Here is a 19,914-nt window from a genome sequence, read left to right as displayed (position 1 = left end):
GAACGCCTCGACTCGTGATCCCCAGGTCGACTTCAATCATAACTAGCGCCAGGCAACAATGCCGTTTCGCCCAACGGAAAAACCTAGCGCTTGCCAGCACATGCGTCTCTTGCGAGACTTGCCGTCAAAACCACGACAAAAATCGGGGAGAAAACGATGCCGGCTCGTTCTGGATATATTGGCGCGATCGTGGCCTTCGCAAGTGCCGCATTGATCACGACCTCGGCCACCGCGCAGAAGAAATACGATCCCGGCGCAAGTGATGGCGAAATCAAGATCGGCAACATCATGCCGTATAGCGGCCCGGCGTCGTCCTACGGCGTGATCGGCAAGACCGAGGTCGCGTTCTTCAAGATGATCAACGAGCAGGGCGGCATCAATGGCCGCAAGATCACCTTCATCAGCTACGACGATGCCTATTCGCCGCCGAAGGCGATCGAGCAGGCGCGCAAGCTGGTCGAGAGCGACGAGGTGCTGCTGATCTTCCAGGCGCTCGGCACGCCGTCGAATTCGGCAATCATGAAATACATGAATGCCAAGAAGGTGCCGCAATTGTTCGTCGCCTCCGGTGGCACCAAATTCGGCGACCCCAAGAATTTTCCCTGGACGATGGGCTTTCAGCCCAACTACCAGAGCGAGGGGCGCATCTATGCGAAATACATTCGTGACAAATTCCCCGACAGCAAGATCGCGGTGTTCTGGCAGAATGACGACGCCGGCAAGGATCAGTTCAAGGGCCTGAAGGACGGGCTTGGCGACAAGGCGGGCATGATCATCGCCGACAAGTCATACGAAGTCTCCGATCCCTCGATCGATTCGCAGATCGTCGCGCTGCACGATTCCGGCGCCGACATCTTCTTCTCCTGGGCGGCGCCGAAGGGATCGGCGCAGGCGATCCGGAAAGTGGGCGAGCTCGGCTGGAAGCCGAAGTTCTTCCTCGCCAACACCGCGACCACGGTCGCCTCGGTGCTGAAGCCGGCGGGGCTCGAATACGCCAAGGGCATCATCTCGACCCAATACCTGAAGGATCCGACCGACCCAACCTGGGACAAGGACCCCGCGGTCGTGAAGTGGCGCGGCTTTATGGACAAATACTATCCTGAAGGGGACAAGGCCAATTTCAACAACGTCTACGGCTATGTGCAGTCGGAGGCCATGGTGCAGGTGCTGAAGCAATGCGGCGACAATCTCACGCGCGAGAACGTCATGAAGCAGGCGGCCAGCCTGAAGAACTTCCACTCCGACCTGATGCTGCCGGGCATCATGGTCAACACCTCGCCCGACGACTACTACCCGATCGAGCAGATGCAATTGATGCGGTTCAACGGCGAAGCGTGGGAGCTGTTCGGCGACGTCATCACGGGTGAGGTCGGGCACGACGCGACGCGGTAGGCGGTTGGAGGTCGTTGAGGCGCTGCTGACGCAGCAAACACTGCTGTCGTCCTGGCGAAAGCCAGGGGGCCCGCAGCGTCGTGCTGCAATGACCATTTGGGGTAATGGGTCCTGGCTTTCGCCAGGACGACATCGAATGTGTGGCGCGGACTACATCCCGATCGTCGTCCCTGCGAAAGCAGGGACCGATAACCACCAGGGTCGTGTCGTTGAAGAGGGCTGTGGCTCCAGCGTCGTTCAACAATTACCTTCGGTGGTTATGGGTCCCGGCCTGCGCCGGGACGACAACTGAGTTTGTTGCACTACTTGTGAGCCAGGCATCCACGGCGTGCTGCACTATCCGCCAGGACCTTCTCCGGGTCGGCGGGCGCGCAGCGTCATGCCGCCGGCGACGCCGACGCCGATCACGTACATCCAGCCCTCGTGAAAATCGGACAGATGCGAGTTGAGCAGCGAGCTCGTGATGTTCTGCACGACGACGGCAAGCCCGACCCAGGTCACGAGATCGCGGCCGGCGAACAGCCTGACGTGGGTGGTCCACATCGCGTACAGCAGCACGGTGCCGATCAGCCCCCACTGGATCGCGACATTGAAGGTCTGGTTGTGCGGGTTGTTGATCACCTCGGCGTTTAGGCCGGTTTGTCCGGCGGCATCCTGCCTGAACATGTGCTTGATCGCGCCGGTGCCGTGCCCGAGCAGCGGCGCCTCGGTGATGAACTTCACCGACTTCCGCCAATAGGTCAGGCGCTGTGCGGTCGAGGCGATCCCGGACGTATCGTGGGCGCGATACTCGAGGCCGATGTCGGCGATGCGGTGACGCAGATAGGGCGACGTCGTCCACACCAGCAGGCTCGCCAGCGCGACAGCGGTGAACAGCAGCCGCGTGGCGCGGCGGGACAGATGCAGCGCGGCGAACAGGATCAGCAAGACCGGCATGGTGACCAGCGCCGTCCGCGCCGAGACGACATAGAACATGTTGGCGACGAACAGCAGGATCAGCGCGAGGGCGCCGGCTGCGATGCGCCATTGCCGGGCCCGCAGCGCCGTCAACGCCGGCAGCATCAGCGCGAAGACGCACAGCACGAATTCCTGGCTCTGGTCGAGGTAGTTCTTGACCGGCACGCCGTCGGAGGCGGTGTGCGCAAGCTTGAGCTGCGGCAGCGCCAGCACGATCCAGGACAGGATCATCATCAAGGTGCAGGACACCAGGAAAGCTGAGAACACCCAGAGTCCGCGCTGCGAGCGCTGGAAGTAGCCGAGCAGGAACGGCAGCAGCAGCAGCTTGCCGAGCGGCTTGATGCCTTGCAGCCGTTCGGTCCAGCCGGTCTCCGACCACGCCACGCCGAACACCGCGAGCGCGACCAGCGCCACCGGCAATGCAAAGGCCGGTTGCGCGAGGTCGAGAATGAACTGCTCCCAGTCGATGGTCGGGATCACGGCGACGAGCCACAGCAGCATGAAGACGGCAAGCGCCGTCGTCGACCATGGCAGCGAGGCCGCGGCGAGCACGATCAGGATATCGGTCGTGCGGACATAGGCGATTGAGCCGGACCAGGCACGGACGCGGTCGCGCCAGCGCAGTGCGGGCTCGGCGCCGCCGAACGCGTGGGATTCCGTGGTCATGACCGGCCTACACGGTGGCGCCGTTGAATGCGGCGATCGCGGCAGGCGGCGCTGGCACGGCGGCCGCGGCTTCCGCGACGACCCGATGGGACAGCAGGTCGCGCGCCTGGGTATGGTGGCCGAAGCGGTCGGCGAGCTCGGTCCGGCGCGCGCGGATCTTGTTCCGCCATTGCTCCTGCTCAGCCAGCACCCGGGTGACCGAGGCGCTAATCGCATCAATCGAGAACGGGTCGAAATAGTCGGCGAGCTCGCCCGCGACCTCGCGGAACACGGCGATGTCGGAGCACAGCACCGGCGTGTTCGCGGCCAGCGCCTCGATGATCGGCACGCCGAAGCCTTCGGCGAGGCTCGGCATGATCAGGCCATGGGAATCGGCAATCAGCGCGGCCTTCTCGTGCTCCTCGACATAGCCGGAGAAGCGGACGTTGGGCGGCGCATTGCGGGTCAGGCTCGGCGCGCCGGTGTAGCCGATCACGACGAGGTCGGCCTGGGGCAATTTGCGGAAGGCGCGGATGACCGCGGCGAGGTTCTTGCGCGGCTCGGCGGAGACGATCACGACGAAGTACGGCCGTCCGCTCGGGGCACCGGCTGCCGGCAGCGCCGGTGCATCGAACCTGGTGCGGGGATAGACCACCCGCGCCGGCAGATGCGCGAACTGCGGAAGCAAGGCGCGGAACCGGCCCAGGCTGTAATGCGAGACGAAGGCGAGCTCGTCGGCCTGCTGCAGGCTGGTGAACAGGCGCGACAGGAACAGCCGCGTTGCGACGTCGCTGAGCTTGAGATCGGTGAGCGGCAACAGGTCATGCACGACGCAGATCACCTTGGCGCCGCGCTTGCGCTGGATCGCGACCCGCGTCGGCGTGTCGACGAGAATGACGTCGTAGCCGCGCGCATCGACCCGCGGCGGCGGCAGCCGCAGCAGCGCTGAGGTGTCCTGATAGCTGTAGAAGCCGGGTTCGAGCAGGAAATCGCCGAACAGCTTGAGATGGCGCAAATCGGTCGGGATGTATTCGAGGCCGTCGGCGTGGTTCTCGATCAGGCTGACGCCGGCCGGCAGCAAATGGAGCGCGCGCAGGAAGCTGACGGCGAATTCCAGCGAGGTCGCGGCGCGGAGCTTGCCGCGGAACCAGTCGACGGTGCGGCGCAAGCCGCCGCTGCTGCGCATGACAGGCGCATTCATGTCGGCTTCGTCGAGGAAGCGATAGAGCGCGAGCAGCTCGATCAGCCGCGAGCCGTCGGGCAGCAGCCTTGTGCGCTGCTGGCGCTGGCGCAGCTTGCGATAGCGGCGGGTGGTCTCGACCAGCAGCGTCAGCTCGTGGCCGTCGTCGGCCAGCGAGCGGATCAATTCACGCGTGAAATGGAAGATGCCGCGCTTGTGGTTGGGTTCGCCGAGCGCCTCGCTGACGACCAGGATCTTTGTCATGCGGTTATTTCTCTGAGCTCAAGGTGATGCAGGACGGGCGGATCCAGCGCAACAGTGCTGGTGATGCGGCCGTGGTCGAGATTGATGATGCGGTTGCAGGTTCGGCGCAGCAGCCCCTGGTCGTGCGAGGCGATGATCACGATCGCAGCTGCCTCGACCATCTTGCGCAGCCGCTGCTCGGCCTTGGCCGAGAAATTCTCGTCGACCACGCTGAGCCATTCGTCGAGCAGCAGGATGTCGGCGGGAAACGCGGTCGCGGTCGCGAACAGCACGCGCATCAGCATACCCGAGGAGAACATGCGCAGCGGCAGCCGCTGCATGCGCGCCTCCAGCTCGGTGAACGCCCAGATCTCGTCCAGGATCGCCGGCGTCGGCTTGCGTCCGGAGATCCGCAGCAGCAGGTTGATATTGTCGGCGGCGACGAAATCGAGATTGACGCCGGCACCGAGGCCGAGCAGCGGCACGATATTGCCTGATATCTCGACCTCGCCGCTGGTTGCCGGAAACACGCCGGCGATCAGCCGCAGCAAAGTTGACTTGCCGGAGCCGTTCGGCCCGGCGAGGCCGATGCGGGCGCCGGCCTTCGCCTCGATCGAGATGTTGTCGACCGCGCGGATGGTGCGCATCTCGCTGGTCTGGCGGAACAGGCGGCCGAGCAGGCGGCGCTTCAGGGAAAAGTCGTAGGCGCCGTACAGCGGATAATCGAGGCAGACGTCACGGAGGTGGATGCTTGCCATGTGCTAGATCCAGAATGCCGCTTTGCGCAATTGAGCGACCGTCACGGTCGCCGCGACCGCGAGCGCAGCAAGGCAGGCCAGCACGTAGATCACGCTCGGCATCGCGACATGGCCCGATGCCAGCGGGTCGCGCCAGACCGCGAACAGATGCGTCAGCGGATTGAGCCGCATCACCGTCGAGCCGCGATCGATCATCTCAGGCGTCCAGATGATCGGCGACGCTAGGAAGGCCAGCGTCAGCGAGGACTCGATGATCGGCTTTATGTCACGGTAGCGCGTCGCCAACGCACCGAGCACGAGGCTGGCGCCGAGCGTGCAGATGGCGAACAGGACGAGGCCGGGCAGCGCGGCGATGGCGCCGCCCACATCCCGCGGCGTCAGCACGAGCCACAGGATCAGCGGCACGACCGCGTTGTGCGCCGCGAAGAGCGCCTGGCGGAAAGTACACTGCAGCAGGAAGATCACCGGTGGCAGCGCGCGATCCTTGATCAGGCTGGCCGAGCCCTGCAGCGCGGTGGTGGCGTCGAGCACGACGCTGTTGAGGAAGGTCCAGGCGGTGAGGCTCGCCGCCAGCATCGGCAGCCGCGCCACCGCGCTGGCGTTGGAGAGATGGCCGATGACCGAGCCAAGCACGGCCACCATGATCGCCATCTGGATCGACATCCAGAAGGGTCCAAGGAGGGAGCGGACGTAGCGATGGCGGACGTCTGACCAGGCCAGCGCTGCCGCGATCTGGATCGCGCCGACGAGACCGGCCGTTCGGGGGCGCGGGGCTGAGGCTAGTGACCCTGCGTCCTTTGGGGCGGCCTCTTCGGTCACGACCTTGCGGTACACCGTCTCCACTCCCTCCTTGAAGGCTGATGTCGAGTATTTCGTCATCGCGCGATGCCGCGCGGCCTGCCCCATGCGGCGGCGCCGCTCGGGATCGTTGATCAGCGTCTCGATGGCATCGGCGAGCGCGGTGGGATCGCCGGGCGGCACGGTGATGGCCTCGAGGCCGTCGCGGGCGACATGCGGAACGCCGGTGTCGAGCGCGGTGTTGACGATCGGACGGCTCGCCGCCATCGCCTCGAGCTGGGCCAGCCCGAAGGTCTCGGCATTGGTCACCGACGGCATCACGAAGACATCGGCGATGCGCATCAGCTTGACGCGTTCGCTCTCGGACACCGAGCCGAGCAGGCGGACGCGGTCCTGCAGGCCATAGTCGCGGATCAGCTGCTCGAGATTGCCGCGCTCGCGGCCCTCGCCGACGATCCAGACCTCGAAATTGCGGGCGTGGGCGGCGCGCACCAGCACGTCAAAGCCCTTGTAGGGCACCAGCCGGCCGCAGGCGAGGACGAGGCGGCCGCGGGCGTTGACGTCGTCGGGTTGCGCGGCGGGCCGGTCATATTTCTCGACATCGACGCCGAACGGAACGGCGTGGCACTTGTCGGAAAACTCCTGAAGCAGCGGCGTGGTTTCGATCAGCACCGGATCGGAGACGATGATCGCGGCGGCACGCCGCAGGGTTCGCCGCATCATCGGCTCGACCAGAAAGCGCAAGGCCGCGTGCGAGACGATGTCGGCGTGCCAGTGCACCACCAGCGGACGCGCGCGGCCGAGCCCGAATGCGAACACGAGGTCGGCGAGCGGGAAGGGCGCGTGCAGCGCCAGCAGATCGTGCTCGGCGATGCGGCGCCACAGCCGCCACGGATAGGTCGGCGCCGCCGGCAGCGACAGCACGTCGCCGAACGAGTGCACGCGCTCGACGGCAACGTCATTGACCACGATCTGCCGCTCGCCTCCGGAGCGCGAGCAGACCAACACGGCGGCGTCGAACGTGTCCCTCAGGGAGGCGCAGATGTCGCGGATCACGGTCAGCGTGCCGCCGAACAGGTCGGGGTAGTAGACCTTGAAGATGTGGAGCACCGACGGACGCCGGGCCTGCGCGTTGAGACCAATCATGGGCGGCTCGATCCGGATCATGCGACGAACAGGGCGACGACGAACGGCAGCGCCAGCGCGGCGGCGAACACCAGCGAGCGCAGCAGCGCCGGAAACACCGGCTCGATCGGGCCGCAAGGCGCCTGCGGCGTGAAGCAGAAGGGCGCCTTCGGCGTGAAACGGAGTGTGGTGGCGGCGAACCGACCGGGTTCGCAAGACGAACCGAGTTCGTAAGACGAACCGGGTTCGTGGGCCGAACGAAGAGACATTGCGTCGGATTCCCTGCTGAATGGATTCTGGATACGTGGGAAAATTTCACACGTCAATGGCGTCGGACTAAAATGTGGGATTATGTCCCACGTGTGGCGGTGGACAATTTTTTTGGCAGGAGGCATCGGAGCGCATGGCGGCGCGATCGCGCCGTGACGGCGCGAGGCGAGCAGGTCGGGAGTGCTAGCGAGATGTCAGGCCGGCTCGGCCGTGCTGCCGGCCGCAGAGGGCTGCAACTGGCGGCGGATCGCGGGGATGTCGAAATGGATCCGCTCGGGCAGCATCGCGGCTGCGGGCCGCTGCAGATCCTGCTCGATGACGACACGCTTGCCGCCATCCGATGTCAGCGCGATCGAGATCGAGTTCGCCCGCGGCTCGGCGGTGAGGCCGGCATGCGCGCGGCTGGCATATTCGCCGGCGCGCAGGCCGCTAAAGCCGAAGGCGAGCAGGCGGCCATAGATGTACAGCGCCAGCAGATCGGTTTCGCCGAAGCGGCGCGGCGAGCCGGGCGCCACGCCCGGCAGGCAGGGATAGCCGCCTGCCATCACCGTCGACACGAACTCCTCGTAGGGAACCTGGGCGATCCGGCAGGCTTCCGCGATCGCAAGGTCGAATCGGGCAGGCGTCATGGAGCGGTCCGTGGCGATGGCGGCAGTGCCTCCGCACCCTGACACTCACGCCGGCAAGCGCGCGTCGTGTCCGGATGTGATTTTATTTCCCATAAGTGGGAAAATGTCACACGTCAAGCGGGGGGGGCAAAGCGGTGGGATTGTGTCCCACGGAGCGGACGGCTAAAAGTTGGGCATGAATGCCAAGCCCCCGAAGTCGAAGCCGGGATCGTCTGCGCCGATCGCCGCCGCGAAGCTGCACGCGCCGCTGGCGCGGATGCTGCGCCCGCTGGTGCGGCTTTGCGTCCGCGGCGGCATGACATTTCCGGCGCTGACCCAGCTGCTGCGCGAGCTCTATGTCAACGTCGCCGAGCACGACTTCGCGCTCGAGGGTAAGGAGCAGACCGACAGCCGCGTCAGCCTCTTGACCGGCATCCACCGCAAGGAGGTCGCGCGGCTGCGCGGCGCAGGCGCGCCGGTCAATGCGGTGCCGGCAACACTGTCGCGCACCAGCGCGATCATCGCGCGCTGGCTGGCCGCGCCGGAATTCACCGACGCCAAGGGCGATCCCCTGCCGTTGCCGCGCACCGCCGATGGCGGCGCACCGTCGTTCGAGACGCTGGTCGAATCGATCACCAAGGATGTGCGGCCGCGCGCGGTGCTCGACGAATGGCTCGACCGCAAGCTCGTCACCATCAATGATCGCGACGAGATCATGCTGGTCGAGGAGGCCTTCGTCCCGCATGGCGACGACGATCGCAAATGGCACTATCTCGGCCGCAATTTGCACGACCATGTCGCGGCTGCCGAACTCAACGTGTCGTCGGCGACGCCGCGCTTCCTCGAACGCGCGGTACATTACGACGGGCTGTCGGCCAAGCTGGCAAAACGGCTCGAGGGGCGCTCGCGCGAGCTCGCGATGGAGGCGCTGAAGGTCGCCAACCGCGAGGCCAACCGCGCCTTGGCCAAGGACAAGGGCGGCGACTACCGCTGGAATTTCGGCATCTACATCTATCGCGAGGGCCCCGACGGTCCGGTCGATGAAGATGCCGACGAAGGCGGTGCGGCATGAAAAGCCCGCCGGTCATGTCCCGCCGCGCGCTGCTGATCGGTTTCTGGCTCGGTGGAACCTCGCTCGCCGGCGCGCAGGTCAAGAAGCGCGGCAACGATCAGGGTATCGGCGGCACCGGGATCACCGGCTCCGACCAGGGCATCGGTGGCACCGGCATTGTCGGTGTGATCCAGCGGTTCGGCTCGATCTACGTCAATGGCGAGCGCGTCGCCTATGCGGCCGACGTGCCGGTCCGGATCGACGGCGAGGCGGCGAGCGCCAAAGCGCTGCGGATCGGCCAGCTCGCGCGCGTGGTGGCAGAGCGCGATGCCGGCGGCACGCTGTCGACCAAACGCATCGACGTGGCGAGCGAAGTGACCGGGCCGGTCGAGCAGGTGAAATCGGGCGAGCTGATGGTGCTCGGTCAGAAGGTCGCCTGGAGCGGCCGCGAGAGCTGGCTGAAGGTCGGCGCGCATGTCGCCGTGTTCGGCCTGCGCCGCACCGATGGCGTCGTCGTCGCAAGCCTGGTGCAGGAGCGCCATGACGCTGCGATGCGCGTCGCAGGACCGCTCGAGCGCGACCACGACGGAGCGTTCCGGATCGGCGAGCTCAAGCTGACCGGCGTCGATGCAGCTTTGGTCGGTCAACGCGTGCAGGCCGAAGGCCATGTTGCGCAGGGCGTGATGCAGGTCTCGCGCAGCCGCGCCGATGACTTCTCCGATCTCGCCGGCGCCAAGCGGCTGTTGATCGAGGCCTATGTGCGGCGGGTCGGCAACGACCTGCAGCTCGGCTCCGGCTTCGTCGCGCGCGACCACTCGCGCTTTTCACCGGCCGCCGATACGCGCGTGGTGGTCAACGCGCAGCTGTCGGGGACACGCGAGCTGCGCGTCGAGTCGGTGCAATCGGTCACGAGATTCCCGGGCTCGTCGGTGCGGAGCCCCGGCACACCGGGCCGCGGCTCCGGCGGAGGCGGCTCTGGGCCCGGGCATGGATCCGGACCGGGCGGGCGCGGTGCGCCAGCTGGCGGCCCCGGCGGCAGCGGCCCAGGTGGCAGCCCTGGCGGGCCGTCTGGTGCGCCCGGTGGCGGGCCGCCCGGTGGCGGCGGTCCTGCGCCCGATCCGCTGAATGGCGGAACGGCCGGCCCCGGTCCGGGCGGCTTCGGCTCGCCCGGCGGACCCTTCGGCCCCGGCGGCGGGGGCCCATTCGGGCCCGGCGGCGGATTCGGTGGCGGCGGGCCGCCCGGTGGCGGCCGTCGCTAAAGTGTTTTCGAGCGAAGTGGACGCCGGTTCGCGTGAAGAAAACGCGTCCAGACAAAAAACTGGAGCATCGGAGCTGATGCAATCAGAACTGATGCTCCAAACCACAAACGAGATCGGCGCAAGCGAGGCCGCTTGCGCCGACGTTCAGATCAATCGTTGCGAGATTGAGCTAGCCTGCGCTGAGCCGGACGCCGGCGCGGAGGAATTTCTGCGGATCGACCGCTTCGCCGTCGATGCGGGTCTCATAGTGCAGATGGGGACCGGTGGAGCGGCCGGTCGAGCCGACGGCGCCGATCACCTGGCCGATCTTGACGTATTCACCGACCTTGACGCCGATCTCGGAGAGATGGCCGTAGCGGGTCGAGAGACCATTGCCGTGATCGACCTCGACCATGCGGCCGTAGCCGCCGGCCCAGCCTGCCGACACCACCTTGCCGTTGGCGGTGACCCGCACCGGATCGCCTTGCGCGGCGCGGAAGTCGAGCCCGGTGTGCATCGCCGGACGGCCGAGGAAGGGATCGGAGCGAACGCCGAAGCCGCTGGTGAATTCGACCTCGCCGACAACGGGCTTGCGGTAAGGCACCAGCGCCAGCGTCTGGTTCAGGCGCTGCATCTGCGCGCGGTTGATGTTGATGCGATAGAGCTGGCGCTCGAACGCGCCAGCGTCGGGCGTGAGCTTCACCGGCACATAGGGTCCGCCCATGCCGGAGCGCGGCGTCGCGGCTTCGAGCTGCGCCATGTTGAGGCCGAGATCGGAGATCACGCCGCGCATCCGGCGCACCCGCGATTCGATGCCGTCCTCGACCGAGGAGAGCGCGGCGACCTGGCGCCGCTCGACCTGATCGAGCGAGGTTTGCAGACGGACCAGGACGTTGTCGACGCCCTGCGCTTTGGCGAACTGGTTCGGTTGCGCCTTGGCGATCAGCGGCGCGCGCGATTCCAGCCGCGCCTCGCGATCCGGCGGTGCCACGAAGATCACGGTGTCGCTGATCGGGGAGGGCTTTGGCGTGCCGGATGACGGCGCGGCGTCGGCGCGGCCCTGCGGCTTGGTCGATCCGGTGGTCGCAACATCAGGCATCGCGCCGAGCGCGGTGGCGCGCGATTCCAGCGCCGATTGCCGCTTCATGATCTGGTCGAGCTTCTGGTCGAACTGCTCCTGATCGAGCAGTTGGCGGCTGGTGGTGCGGTCGACCTTGGCGCGCAGCTCCGAGATGCGGTCCTCATAGGCGTATTGCATCTCGGCCTGGCGCGCGATCAGCCGGGTCAGGACGTCGTCACGGAATGCGAAATAGGTCGCGGTCGCCGCCGACCACATGCCGAGCAGGACGACGGTGCCGACCGCGATCCAGAACACGACGGGCCCGAACCGGACCTGCTTGCCGGCATGAACCAGCGTATAGCCCTCGCCGGAGGCGGCCGCCGCCGGTGCGGCATGCTGTGCTACCGGACGGCGTGCCGGCGACCGGCCATGGTCCTGTGGATGATGGTGTTTCTGGTGATGACCGGACCGGCTCGACATCGGTACTCCCGCGGCCGGTCGGACCAAGTTCCGTACGGCTAATTTGTGGGGCCGATTTGAGCTCGCCATGGTTAATTTTCAGGAAACGGAACCCTCCGATCAGAGCGATCGGGCGGCCTCCAATACCGCTTCGGCATGGCCGTCGACCTTCACATGGCGCCAGATCCGGGCGACTTTTCCACTGGAATCGACCAGAACCGTGGTGCGAATAATTCCCATGAAGGTCCTGCCATACATGGATTTTTCGCCCCAGGCGCCATACGCCTCCAGCATCTGGTGGGCCGGGTCCGAGACCAGCGGCACCGACAGCTGGTGTTTGTTTCGAAATGACTCCTGCGCCTTAACCGTGTCGGCGGAAATGCCGACCACCTCGGCACCTGAAGCCGCGAACTCGTTCTTGAGCCGGGTGAAGTCGATCGCCTCCCTGGTGCAGCCGGGGGTGTCGGCGCGGGGATAGAAGAACAGCACCAGCTTCTTGCCGGCAAAATCTCGCAGTGAAGCGCTGCCTCCACCGTCGCGCGGCAGGTCGAAGCCGGGCGCCGCGGCGCCCTCAGTGAGTGTGACGGCGGACAACTTGGTCACGGTTGCGGCCGGCTCAGCCTTTAACGGTTTCGATGCAGCCTTGTGCGAGGCTTTGCCTTGAACACCCGTTGCGGTCTTTGCGGTGGTCTTGGCCTTCGCCTTCGTTGCTTTCTTGGCTGCTTTCTTGGCCGCGGCCGTCTTCGCAACCGTTGTGCGGGTTTTCATCGCGGACTTCCCAGTGCTTGCGCTTGTGGCGCGCGCAACCTTTGTTGCGACCCGCTTTCCGGTTGTGTTGGAGGATTTCTTGCGCGTTTTCTTGGACATACGCCTTCCTTTCGTCGCTTTCCGAAGCTCAACCATTGGGGTATTGCGGGTCTCATTCGCAGCGGCCGGATTCGCATCGGCTGCTGGGCAAGTTTGATGGCCACGGAGTATGGTGACAAGGAATTCGACGCGTTACCCGTCCGCTTGCTGAATTGGTTTTTGATTGGTTGGTTTGGCCCGTTCCGGGGCCATCGGCGAGTAACATGATTAGGCGAGGATAGGCGGCGATGCCGGCAAGGGAGCGCTCGATAACAGTCGACGGGCGCCCCGATGGCGGCGATCAGCTTCGCCGTCAGCACCGAGAGGCAATGGCAAGGAACACGTCGCCGCAGGGTCCAAATCCGCGCGCCGGGACCGACTTCTCGCAATGGGAAGACGACGCCGCGTGGGACGAGCAGGATGAGGCGGCGGGCAACCGTGCGCGGCAATTGCTGGCGCGTTCCAACACCAACCTGCATCGTTTCAGCGATTTCTGCTCCGGCATGCAGCGCTGGCTGCATCGTGAGCGTTGGATCCGCCGCATCGGGCTGGTGCTCGTGGTGCTGGTCGTGATGTTCGCGACCTGCTTCGGCGCGTTGTGGTGGCGGCTCGGCGCCGGTCCGATCAATCTCGATCTGGCGACGCCATGGCTTGCCGCGGCGATCGAGGAGAATATCGGTCACGGCAACACGGTCGAGGTCGGCGGAACGCAGATCGAGCGCGCCGGCCGGGTCAGGATCGCGGTGCGCATCCGTGACATCATCGTCCGCGACCGCGACCACGCGGTCGTTGCCAGCGCGCCGAAAGCCGAAGTGCGCTTGTCCGGAACGGCATTGCTGATGGGCCAGTTGCGGGCGGAGAGCCTCAACCTGGTCGATGCGGAACTGTCGGTGCGCATCACGCCCGACGGCAATGTCACCGTGTCCGCCGGCGACACCGCAAAACCGCTCGCCACCGGGGTTGCATCCAAGCGGGAGGCGGGGCTGCCGCCGACATTCCCGCGGCCGGCGACCGCTGCGCCGCCGCCGCCGGTTGCCTTGCCTCCAGTTGCCTCCGCACCCTCGGCTGCCGCACCCGATTCGGCCCAGAGCGGGCTGCTCGCCGGCCTCGACTGGCTCGACAGCCTCAGCATGACCGGCCTCGATGGTCAGAATCTCAACGAGATCGGCCTGAAGAACGGCAATCTCGTCGTCGACGACCAGCAGCGCGGCAACAAATGGAGCTTTGAGAATATCAGCCTGAGCCTGCGGCGCCCGAGTGGCGGCGGGGTTGCGCTCAGCTTCGGCGAGGACGGCGCAAAGCCCTGGTCGGTCCGCGTCCTGATTGGACCGCAGCAGAATGGCGTGCGCTCGGTCGACATCAAGGCCGACAAGGTCTCCACCCGCAACATCCTGCTCGCGATGCGGACCAAGGATCTCACCTACACCGCGGACCTGCCGCTGTCGGGCGAGATGAAGGGCGAGCTCGGCCGCGACGGCCTGCCGACCTATTTCCGCGGCAAGATCAATGTCGGTGCCGGCAACATCATCGACACCGACACGCCCGACTACCCGATGCCGGTCGATTCGGCCGAGATGAGCGTCGAATGGGATTCGGGGCGCCGCGTGCTGCTGGCGCCGATCAAGATCGTCTCGGGCGCCAACCGCATCACGCTGCTCGGCCATCTCGAGCCGCCGAACGACAACGTCACCGACTGGCAGGCGGGCCTGTCCGGGGGCACCATCGTGCTCGCCGGCGCCGACAAGGACGAACCGCCGCTGATCTTCAATCGCATCAACGTCGGTTTCCGGTTCGACACCGAGAAGAAGCGGGTGCTGCTGACCCAGGCCGATATCAGCAATGGCGAGATCGGCGTCGCCGGCACCGGCAGCATCGACTACTCCGGCGAGCCGCGGTTGCAACTCGGCTTCGCCGGCACGCCGATGTCGGCCTCCGCGCTGAAGCGGATGTGGCCGATCATCATCGTGCCCGAGGTGCGCGAATGGGTGCTCGAGCGGATCGACCGCGGCACGCTCCAGCGCATCGATGTCGGCGTCAATTCGCCGGTACATAATCTGTCGCGCAAGGGACCGCCGATCCCGGATGACGGCCTCTCGGTTAACATCGTCGCTTCGGGTGTCACGGTGCGTCCGGTGGACAAGATGCCCGCGGTGCATGATGCGGATCTGAAGGCCAGGGTGACCGGCCGCACGGCGACCGTGACCATCAATCAGGGCATCGCCGACACGCCGGCCGGCCGCAAGATCACGCTGTCGGATTTCAGCTTCGAGGTGCCCGACATGGCGCCGAAGCCGTCGCCGTCGAAGGTCAAGTTCCGGGTCGACTGTCCGGTGCCGGCCGCCGCCGAAATCCTCGCATCCGACCGGCTCAGCGATCTCTCCGGTCCGCCGATCGATCCCAACGGCAGCAAGGGCAACGTCACGGCCACGATCAATCTCGGCATGCCGGTGACGGGCGGGCTGACCAAGGCCGACACGCAATATTCCGTCACCGCCGACATCTCCGCCGTTGCCGTCGACAAGCTGGTCATGAACCAGAAGCTCGAGGCCAACACGCTGAAGGTGATTGCGAGCAACGCCGGCTTCCAGGTCAAGGGCGACGTCAAGATCAACGGGCAGGCGGCCTCGCTCGACTACCGCAAGCCGGCCGACGGCGATGCCGACGTCAAGCTGCAGGCAACGCTGGACGATGCGAGCCGCGCACGGCTCGGGCTTGATCTCGGTCCCGCCGTGTCAGGCGCGATCCCGATCAAGCTGAGCGGCAAGATCGGCAGCGGCGACAATCCCGCCACCAAGATGGGTGTCGAGGCCGACCTGACCCAGCTCAAGCTCGACAACATCCTGCCGGGTTGGGTCAAGGCGCAGGGCAGGGCCGGCAAGGCGACCTTCAACGTGGTGCCGAAGGGGCAGTCGACGCGGTTCGAGGATATCTCGATCGATGGCAGCGGCGTCTCGATCAAGGGCGCGCTCGAGGTCGACCAGAACGGCGACCTGATGAATGCGAACTTCCCGACCTATGCGCCGTCGGACGGCGACAAGACATCGCTGCGGGCCGATCGCGGTCCCGACGGCGTGATCAAGGTGACGATGCGTGGCGACGTGTTCGATGGCCGCGGCTTCCTGAAATCGGCGATCTCCGGCCGCGACAGCGATCCCAAGAGCAAGACCAAGACCACCGATTTCGATGTCGATCTGAAGCTCGGCGCGGTGGCCGGGTTCAACGGCGAAGCGCTGCGTGGCGTCGACGCCAAGATTTCGCGGCGCAACGGGTTCTTCAAGGCGTTCACGCTGAGCGGCAGGGTCGGCCGCGATACCCCCGTCAGCGTCGACATGCGCGGCCGCCAGCAGGGCCGCGAGGTGATCTACCTGCAAACCGGTGACGCCGGCGCGTTCCTGCGCTTCATCGACACCTATTCGAAGGTGGTCGGCGGCCAGCTCACGCTGGCGATGGAGCCGCCGATCCCCGAGCCGAGCCCGAGGGAAGGTCTCATCAACATCACCGGCTTTTCGGTGAAGGGCGAAACCCAGCTCGACCGCGCCGTCGCCGGCGGGCCGGTCAGCACCCAGAACGGCATCGGGTTCGACGCGCTGCGCGCCGAGTTCACGCGCCAGAGCGGCCAGCTCTCGATCCGCAACGGCGTGGTCAAGGGACCGAGCATCGGCGCGACGATCGAAGGCAGCATCGACTATCTCGGCAACCAGGTGCGGATGAACGGCACCTTCATTCCGATGTACGGCTTGAACAACATGTTCGGCCAGATCCCGTTCTTCGGGATTTTCCTGGGCGCCGGCAGCAACGAAGGCCTGATCGGTGTGACCTATGAAGTGGTGGGAACACCGAGTGCGCCGGTGCTGCGCGTCAACCCGATCTCGGCGCTGGCGCCCGGCCTGACGCGCAAGATCTTCGAGTTCAAGCAGTACGGCCCGAACGATCTGCCGACGACGAACAATTAGCGCGTCAGCAGATTCCCTCGGCGGTAGCCGAGGGCCCGGACGAGATTGCCGGGCATGACCGACTGGATCATCCATCGCGACGAGTGAGATCCCGCAGTGGACATGCGGTGGATTGTCGCACGCCCGTAACAGTCCGCCCGCAGATTGCGCGCGCCGACCGCCGCCATGGCGGGCGGTTACGCGCCTCTCGTTTTCTGAAAAAATCTTACATTGGGAGAAAAGCAATGATCGCCAAAGGATTGCGCCCGCCTGTGGGGCTTCCGCTGTCTCGGCCGGTTTTTGCGTTGACGCTGCTCGCCTCCACGGCGCTCGCCAGCAGTCTTGCGCACGCCGACGGCGACGACGTTCATTTCCGGCCGGGTCATCTGTTGTTGAGCCGTGCGGTGTTCGTCAACAACGCCGTCACCATCACGCCCGGCGTGACACAATTGCCGCCGAACTGCGTGTCGCCCAATTGCGTGACCGCAACGGCGGACGGCACCTATCCGACGGTGTTCAACAACGACGGTGTCGACGGCTCGTTCGGCCTGACTGCGAAGATCCTGCTCGACGAACTGCGTCTCGACGGCAGACATGTGCAGTCGCTCGAGGTGCCGAACAGCGCCCAGCGCGGCGTGTCCCAAAACAAGGACCAGATGGTCACCAGCTTCTCGTCAAAATCCGAGCTGGCGCTCAATCTGTCGCTCGATCACCGCAGGGTGACGTTCATGGGCTATCTCGCTCCGATCGGCGCCATCGACGTGTCGAACTCCAATACGCCTGACGTCATCGATCCGACTAATCCGGTGCCCGGCACCTATTATCGCCTGGTCGCCGAAGTCGACGAGAACGGTCGCTTCCACTTCACCAAGGTGAACGGCTATAGCGGCAACAACGGTCGCGCTGCGATCTTCAACGATCGGCATGGTGCCGGTGTGTTCTACACCGCCGGCAATGCGGGCAATGGCGGCAACCCGCAGCCTGCGGGCGTCATCACGGGGGCCGGCATGCAGATCGCGAGAGAGGCCGACGCGCCGCTCGCGCGGCAGGCGGATCCGGGCGGCCCTTTCCCGCTCGGCAGCTTCAACATCACCGAACTCGGCCAGAAAGCCGACAAGATCGGCAAGGACACCAATTTTCGCGGCCTCACCGTGTTCAACAACGTGATCTACACGACCAAGGGCAGCGGCGGTAACGGAATCAACACCGTCTACTTCATCGACACCACCGGCAACGCCGCCAACGGCAGTCCGAAGGCGTGCCCGAACGGCGTCGGCCTGCCGGCTCCGTCTGCGTCGCTGCCGACGACGCAGATCTTCTACGACGGTTCGAAGTTGGCGACGCAGGGCGTCACGCCCTACAACATGTGCGTGCTGAGCGGTTTCCCGACTGCGCTCAAGAGCACAACCTCGTTCCCGTTCGGCATCTGGTTCGCCGACGCGAACACGCTCTACGTCGCCGACGAAGGCAACGGCACCGCAACATTCGACCCGACATCGAACAGCTATACCGCTGCCAAGGCGCAGACATCAGCCGGATTGCAGAAGTGGGTGTTCGACAGCACCGCCGGCGCGTGGAAGCAGGCCTACACCCTGCAGGCGGGACTTGACCTCGGTGTGCCCTACACGGTGCAGGGCTATCCGACCGGCAACAACACCGCGACCGGCAAGCCGTGGTCGCCGGCGACCGACGGCCTGCGCAACATCACCGGCCGCGTCAATCGCGACGGCAGCGTGTCGATCTGGGCGATCACCTCCACGGTGAGCGGCAGCGGCGACCAGGGTGCCGATCCGAACAAGCTCGTGATGATCACCGACAAGCTTTCCGCGACCACGCTGCCGGCCGGCGAGCATTTCGTCACGCTGCGCACCGCGAACTCCGGCGAGGCGCTGCGTGGCGTGTCGTTCACGCCGGGCACCGGCGATGGCCGGGAGGAAGCCCATGACCGCGGCTCCTGCGGCCGTGACCACCGCGGCGACGATTGCCGCGATATCGACTGAGCGAAAGACGTCGTAGCCTTCGGCCTCTCCCCATGTGCCCGTGGGGAGAGGCCGTCGAACTAGCCAAGTTCATGAGCACTCGACTCAGCGCCGCAGCGCCGGCACCACCAGGAACGGGATCAGGCCGAGCACCACGTTGACGAGCGCGAAGGCGATCAGCGGATTGTAGCTGTGGGTCCAGTCGTGGATCAGGCCGCCGCCCCAGGAGCCGAGCGCGGAGCCGAGGCCGCTGCCGATCATGATGGTGCCGTAGATCGTGCCGACACGTTCACCGCGGAAGATTTTTAGCGCGGTCGCGGTGATCAGCGGGCCGCGCGAGCCGATCATGCTGCCGAAGCAGATCACAAAGCCGGTCAGCAGCCAGTAGTTCGGATACCACTGTAGCAGCCAGAGCAGGATGATGCCGATGATCGAGACGCCGTAGCTGAACAGCACCGAGGGCCGGCGGCCGATGATGCCGTCGAGCGTGGACACGCCGAGCATGCCGACGAACAGCGCGACGCCGGAGAAGCCCCAGGCGGTGGCGGCCTGCAGCGGCGGGAAGCCGACATCGATCAGGTAGGCGACGATCTGCGCCGTCAGCGCATACATCGCAATCGCGGTGAAGAAGAAAGTCGAGAACAGCGCCCAGAAGGCGTGGTGGCGCATCGCAGCCAGCAACGTCCAGCCTTCTTCGGCGAGCCCGGCTTGCGCCTTCCTGATGATGTGCGGCGATCCGCCGGCGAGCAGCCGCCACGGCAGGAACACGAGCGGGACGAGCAGGCCAAGCGCACTGACGCCGAATACCTGATAGGCCTCGCGCCAGCCGATCCGGTCGATCAGCACCTGCGACAGCGGCAGCAGCACCAAGAGGCCGGCGCCGGTCGCCGAATACATCACGGCCATCGCGGTTGGCAGCTTTGGTCCGAACCAGCGGCCGAGCAGGATCGAGTTCGAGACGTTGCCGATCAGCGCGGTGCCGAAGCCGACGCAGAGGCCGACGCTGAGCTGGAACTGCCAGAGCGCTTGCGCGCGTGAGGCGATCAGGAATGCGCAGCCGAGCAGCGACAGGCCCAGCGCATAGACCACGCGCGGACCCGAGCGATCGAACAGGCGCCCGACCAGGGGCGCGGTGAGGCCGCTGGCGAGCCAGGTCAGCGAATAGACCGACACGACGGAGGCGCGGTCCCAGCCGAAATTTTCCGAGATCGGCTTGAGGAACACCGTGAAGCTGTCGCTGAGACCGCGTCCGAGCACCGACAGCACGAAGCAGAGTGCGAGCACGTTCAGTGCGACGCGCGACTGTTTCGCCGGCGTTGCAAGCGTGTCGTTCGGAGTCGTGGTCTGGTCCATCGAAAAGGAGGGAGCGCGCT

General features: G+C 65.9%; 14 protein-coding genes. 5 read left to right on the top strand and 9 right to left on the bottom strand.

What is annotated here, in order from left to right; genetic code table 11:
• The first annotated feature begins 156 nt into the window (after nt 1-156).
• Nucleotides 157-1,392: an ABC transporter substrate-binding protein gene (locus AAFG07_RS23250; protein ID WP_342722207.1), complete on the top strand. Its 1,236-nt coding sequence runs from the start codon at nt 157-159 to the stop codon at nt 1,390-1,392.
• A gap of 336 nt (nt 1,393-1,728) precedes the next feature.
• Here the strand turns inward: AAFG07_RS23250 and AAFG07_RS23245 are convergent, their stop codons facing one another.
• The 6 genes from AAFG07_RS23245 to AAFG07_RS23220 all read right to left on the bottom strand — a co-directional run bounded on the left by AAFG07_RS23245 (nt 1,729) and on the right by AAFG07_RS23220 (nt 7,997).
• Nucleotides 1,729-3,015, bottom strand: a complete 1,287-nt coding sequence (locus tag AAFG07_RS23245; protein WP_342722206.1) for an O-antigen ligase family protein — start codon at nt 3,013-3,015, stop codon at nt 1,729-1,731.
• Nucleotides 3,016-3,022: 7 nt separating this feature from the next.
• On the bottom strand, nt 3,023-4,438 hold the full coding sequence (locus AAFG07_RS23240) for a glycosyltransferase family 1 protein (RefSeq protein ID WP_342722205.1): 1,416 nt from the start codon (nt 4,436-4,438) through the stop codon (nt 3,023-3,025).
• Nucleotides 4,435-5,175, bottom strand: coding sequence for an ABC transporter ATP-binding protein (locus AAFG07_RS23235; RefSeq protein ID WP_342722204.1), 741 nt, complete (start codon nt 5,173-5,175; stop codon nt 4,435-4,437). Before AAFG07_RS23235 ends, AAFG07_RS23240 begins: the two co-directional genes overlap by 4 nt.
• Before the next feature lie 3 nt (nt 5,176-5,178).
• On the bottom strand, nt 5,179-7,119 hold the full coding sequence (locus tag AAFG07_RS23230; RefSeq protein WP_342722203.1) for a glycosyltransferase: 1,941 nt from the start codon (nt 7,117-7,119) through the stop codon (nt 5,179-5,181).
• Nucleotides 7,120-7,136: 17 nt separating this feature from the next.
• Complete coding sequence (locus AAFG07_RS23225; RefSeq protein WP_342722202.1) at nt 7,137-7,367, bottom strand: hypothetical protein; 231 nt, start codon at nt 7,365-7,367, stop codon at nt 7,137-7,139.
• Nucleotides 7,368-7,562: 195 nt separating this feature from the next.
• On the bottom strand, nt 7,563-7,997 hold the full coding sequence (locus tag AAFG07_RS23220) for a hypothetical protein (protein WP_342722201.1): 435 nt from the start codon (nt 7,995-7,997) through the stop codon (nt 7,563-7,565).
• Nucleotides 7,998-8,172: 175 nt separating this feature from the next.
• On the opposite strand from AAFG07_RS23220, the gene AAFG07_RS23215 reads away from it, so the two are divergent.
• The gene (locus tag AAFG07_RS23215) at nt 8,173-9,048 is read left to right on the top strand and encodes a DUF6502 family protein (protein WP_342722200.1); all 876 of its coding nucleotides are present in this window, start codon (nt 8,173-8,175) and stop codon (nt 9,046-9,048) included.
• A complete protein-coding gene (locus AAFG07_RS23210; protein ID WP_342722199.1) occupies nt 9,045-10,286 on the top strand; it encodes a DUF5666 domain-containing protein in 1,242 nt (413 codons plus the stop codon). Before AAFG07_RS23215 ends, AAFG07_RS23210 begins: the two co-directional genes overlap by 4 nt.
• A gap of 169 nt (nt 10,287-10,455) precedes the next feature.
• Here AAFG07_RS23210 and AAFG07_RS23205 read toward each other — a convergent pair whose 3' ends face one another.
• A complete protein-coding gene (locus AAFG07_RS23205; protein ID WP_342722198.1) occupies nt 10,456-11,805 on the bottom strand; it encodes a peptidoglycan DD-metalloendopeptidase family protein in 1,350 nt (449 codons plus the stop codon).
• Between the two features lie 99 nt (nt 11,806-11,904).
• On the bottom strand, nt 11,905-12,651 hold the full coding sequence (locus AAFG07_RS23200; protein WP_342722197.1) for a peroxiredoxin: 747 nt from the start codon (nt 12,649-12,651) through the stop codon (nt 11,905-11,907).
• A gap of 227 nt (nt 12,652-12,878) precedes the next feature.
• Here AAFG07_RS23200 and AAFG07_RS23195 point away from each other — a divergent pair, with 227 nt between their 5' ends.
• Nucleotides 12,879-16,583 (top strand): DUF3971 domain-containing protein, encoded by a 3,705-nt coding sequence (locus tag AAFG07_RS23195; protein WP_342722196.1) that lies wholly within the window; start codon nt 12,879-12,881, stop codon nt 16,581-16,583.
• A gap of 224 nt (nt 16,584-16,807) precedes the next feature.
• Complete coding sequence (locus AAFG07_RS23190; protein WP_342722195.1) at nt 16,808-18,562, top strand: hypothetical protein; 1,755 nt, start codon at nt 16,808-16,810, stop codon at nt 18,560-18,562.
• A gap of 84 nt (nt 18,563-18,646) precedes the next feature.
• Here AAFG07_RS23190 and AAFG07_RS23185 read toward each other — a convergent pair whose 3' ends face one another.
• Nucleotides 18,647-19,894: an MFS transporter gene (locus AAFG07_RS23185; RefSeq protein ID WP_342722194.1), complete on the bottom strand. Its 1,248-nt coding sequence runs from the start codon at nt 19,892-19,894 to the stop codon at nt 18,647-18,649.
• Nucleotides 19,895-19,914 lie beyond the last annotated feature (20 nt).

The sequence above is a fragment of the Bradyrhizobium sp. B097 genome (assembly GCF_038957035.1).
GTDB lineage: Bacteria > Pseudomonadota > Alphaproteobacteria > Rhizobiales > Xanthobacteraceae > Bradyrhizobium.
Note: the sequence above shows the minus strand (reverse complement) of the source record. Positions and strands in the feature narration are given on the sequence as shown.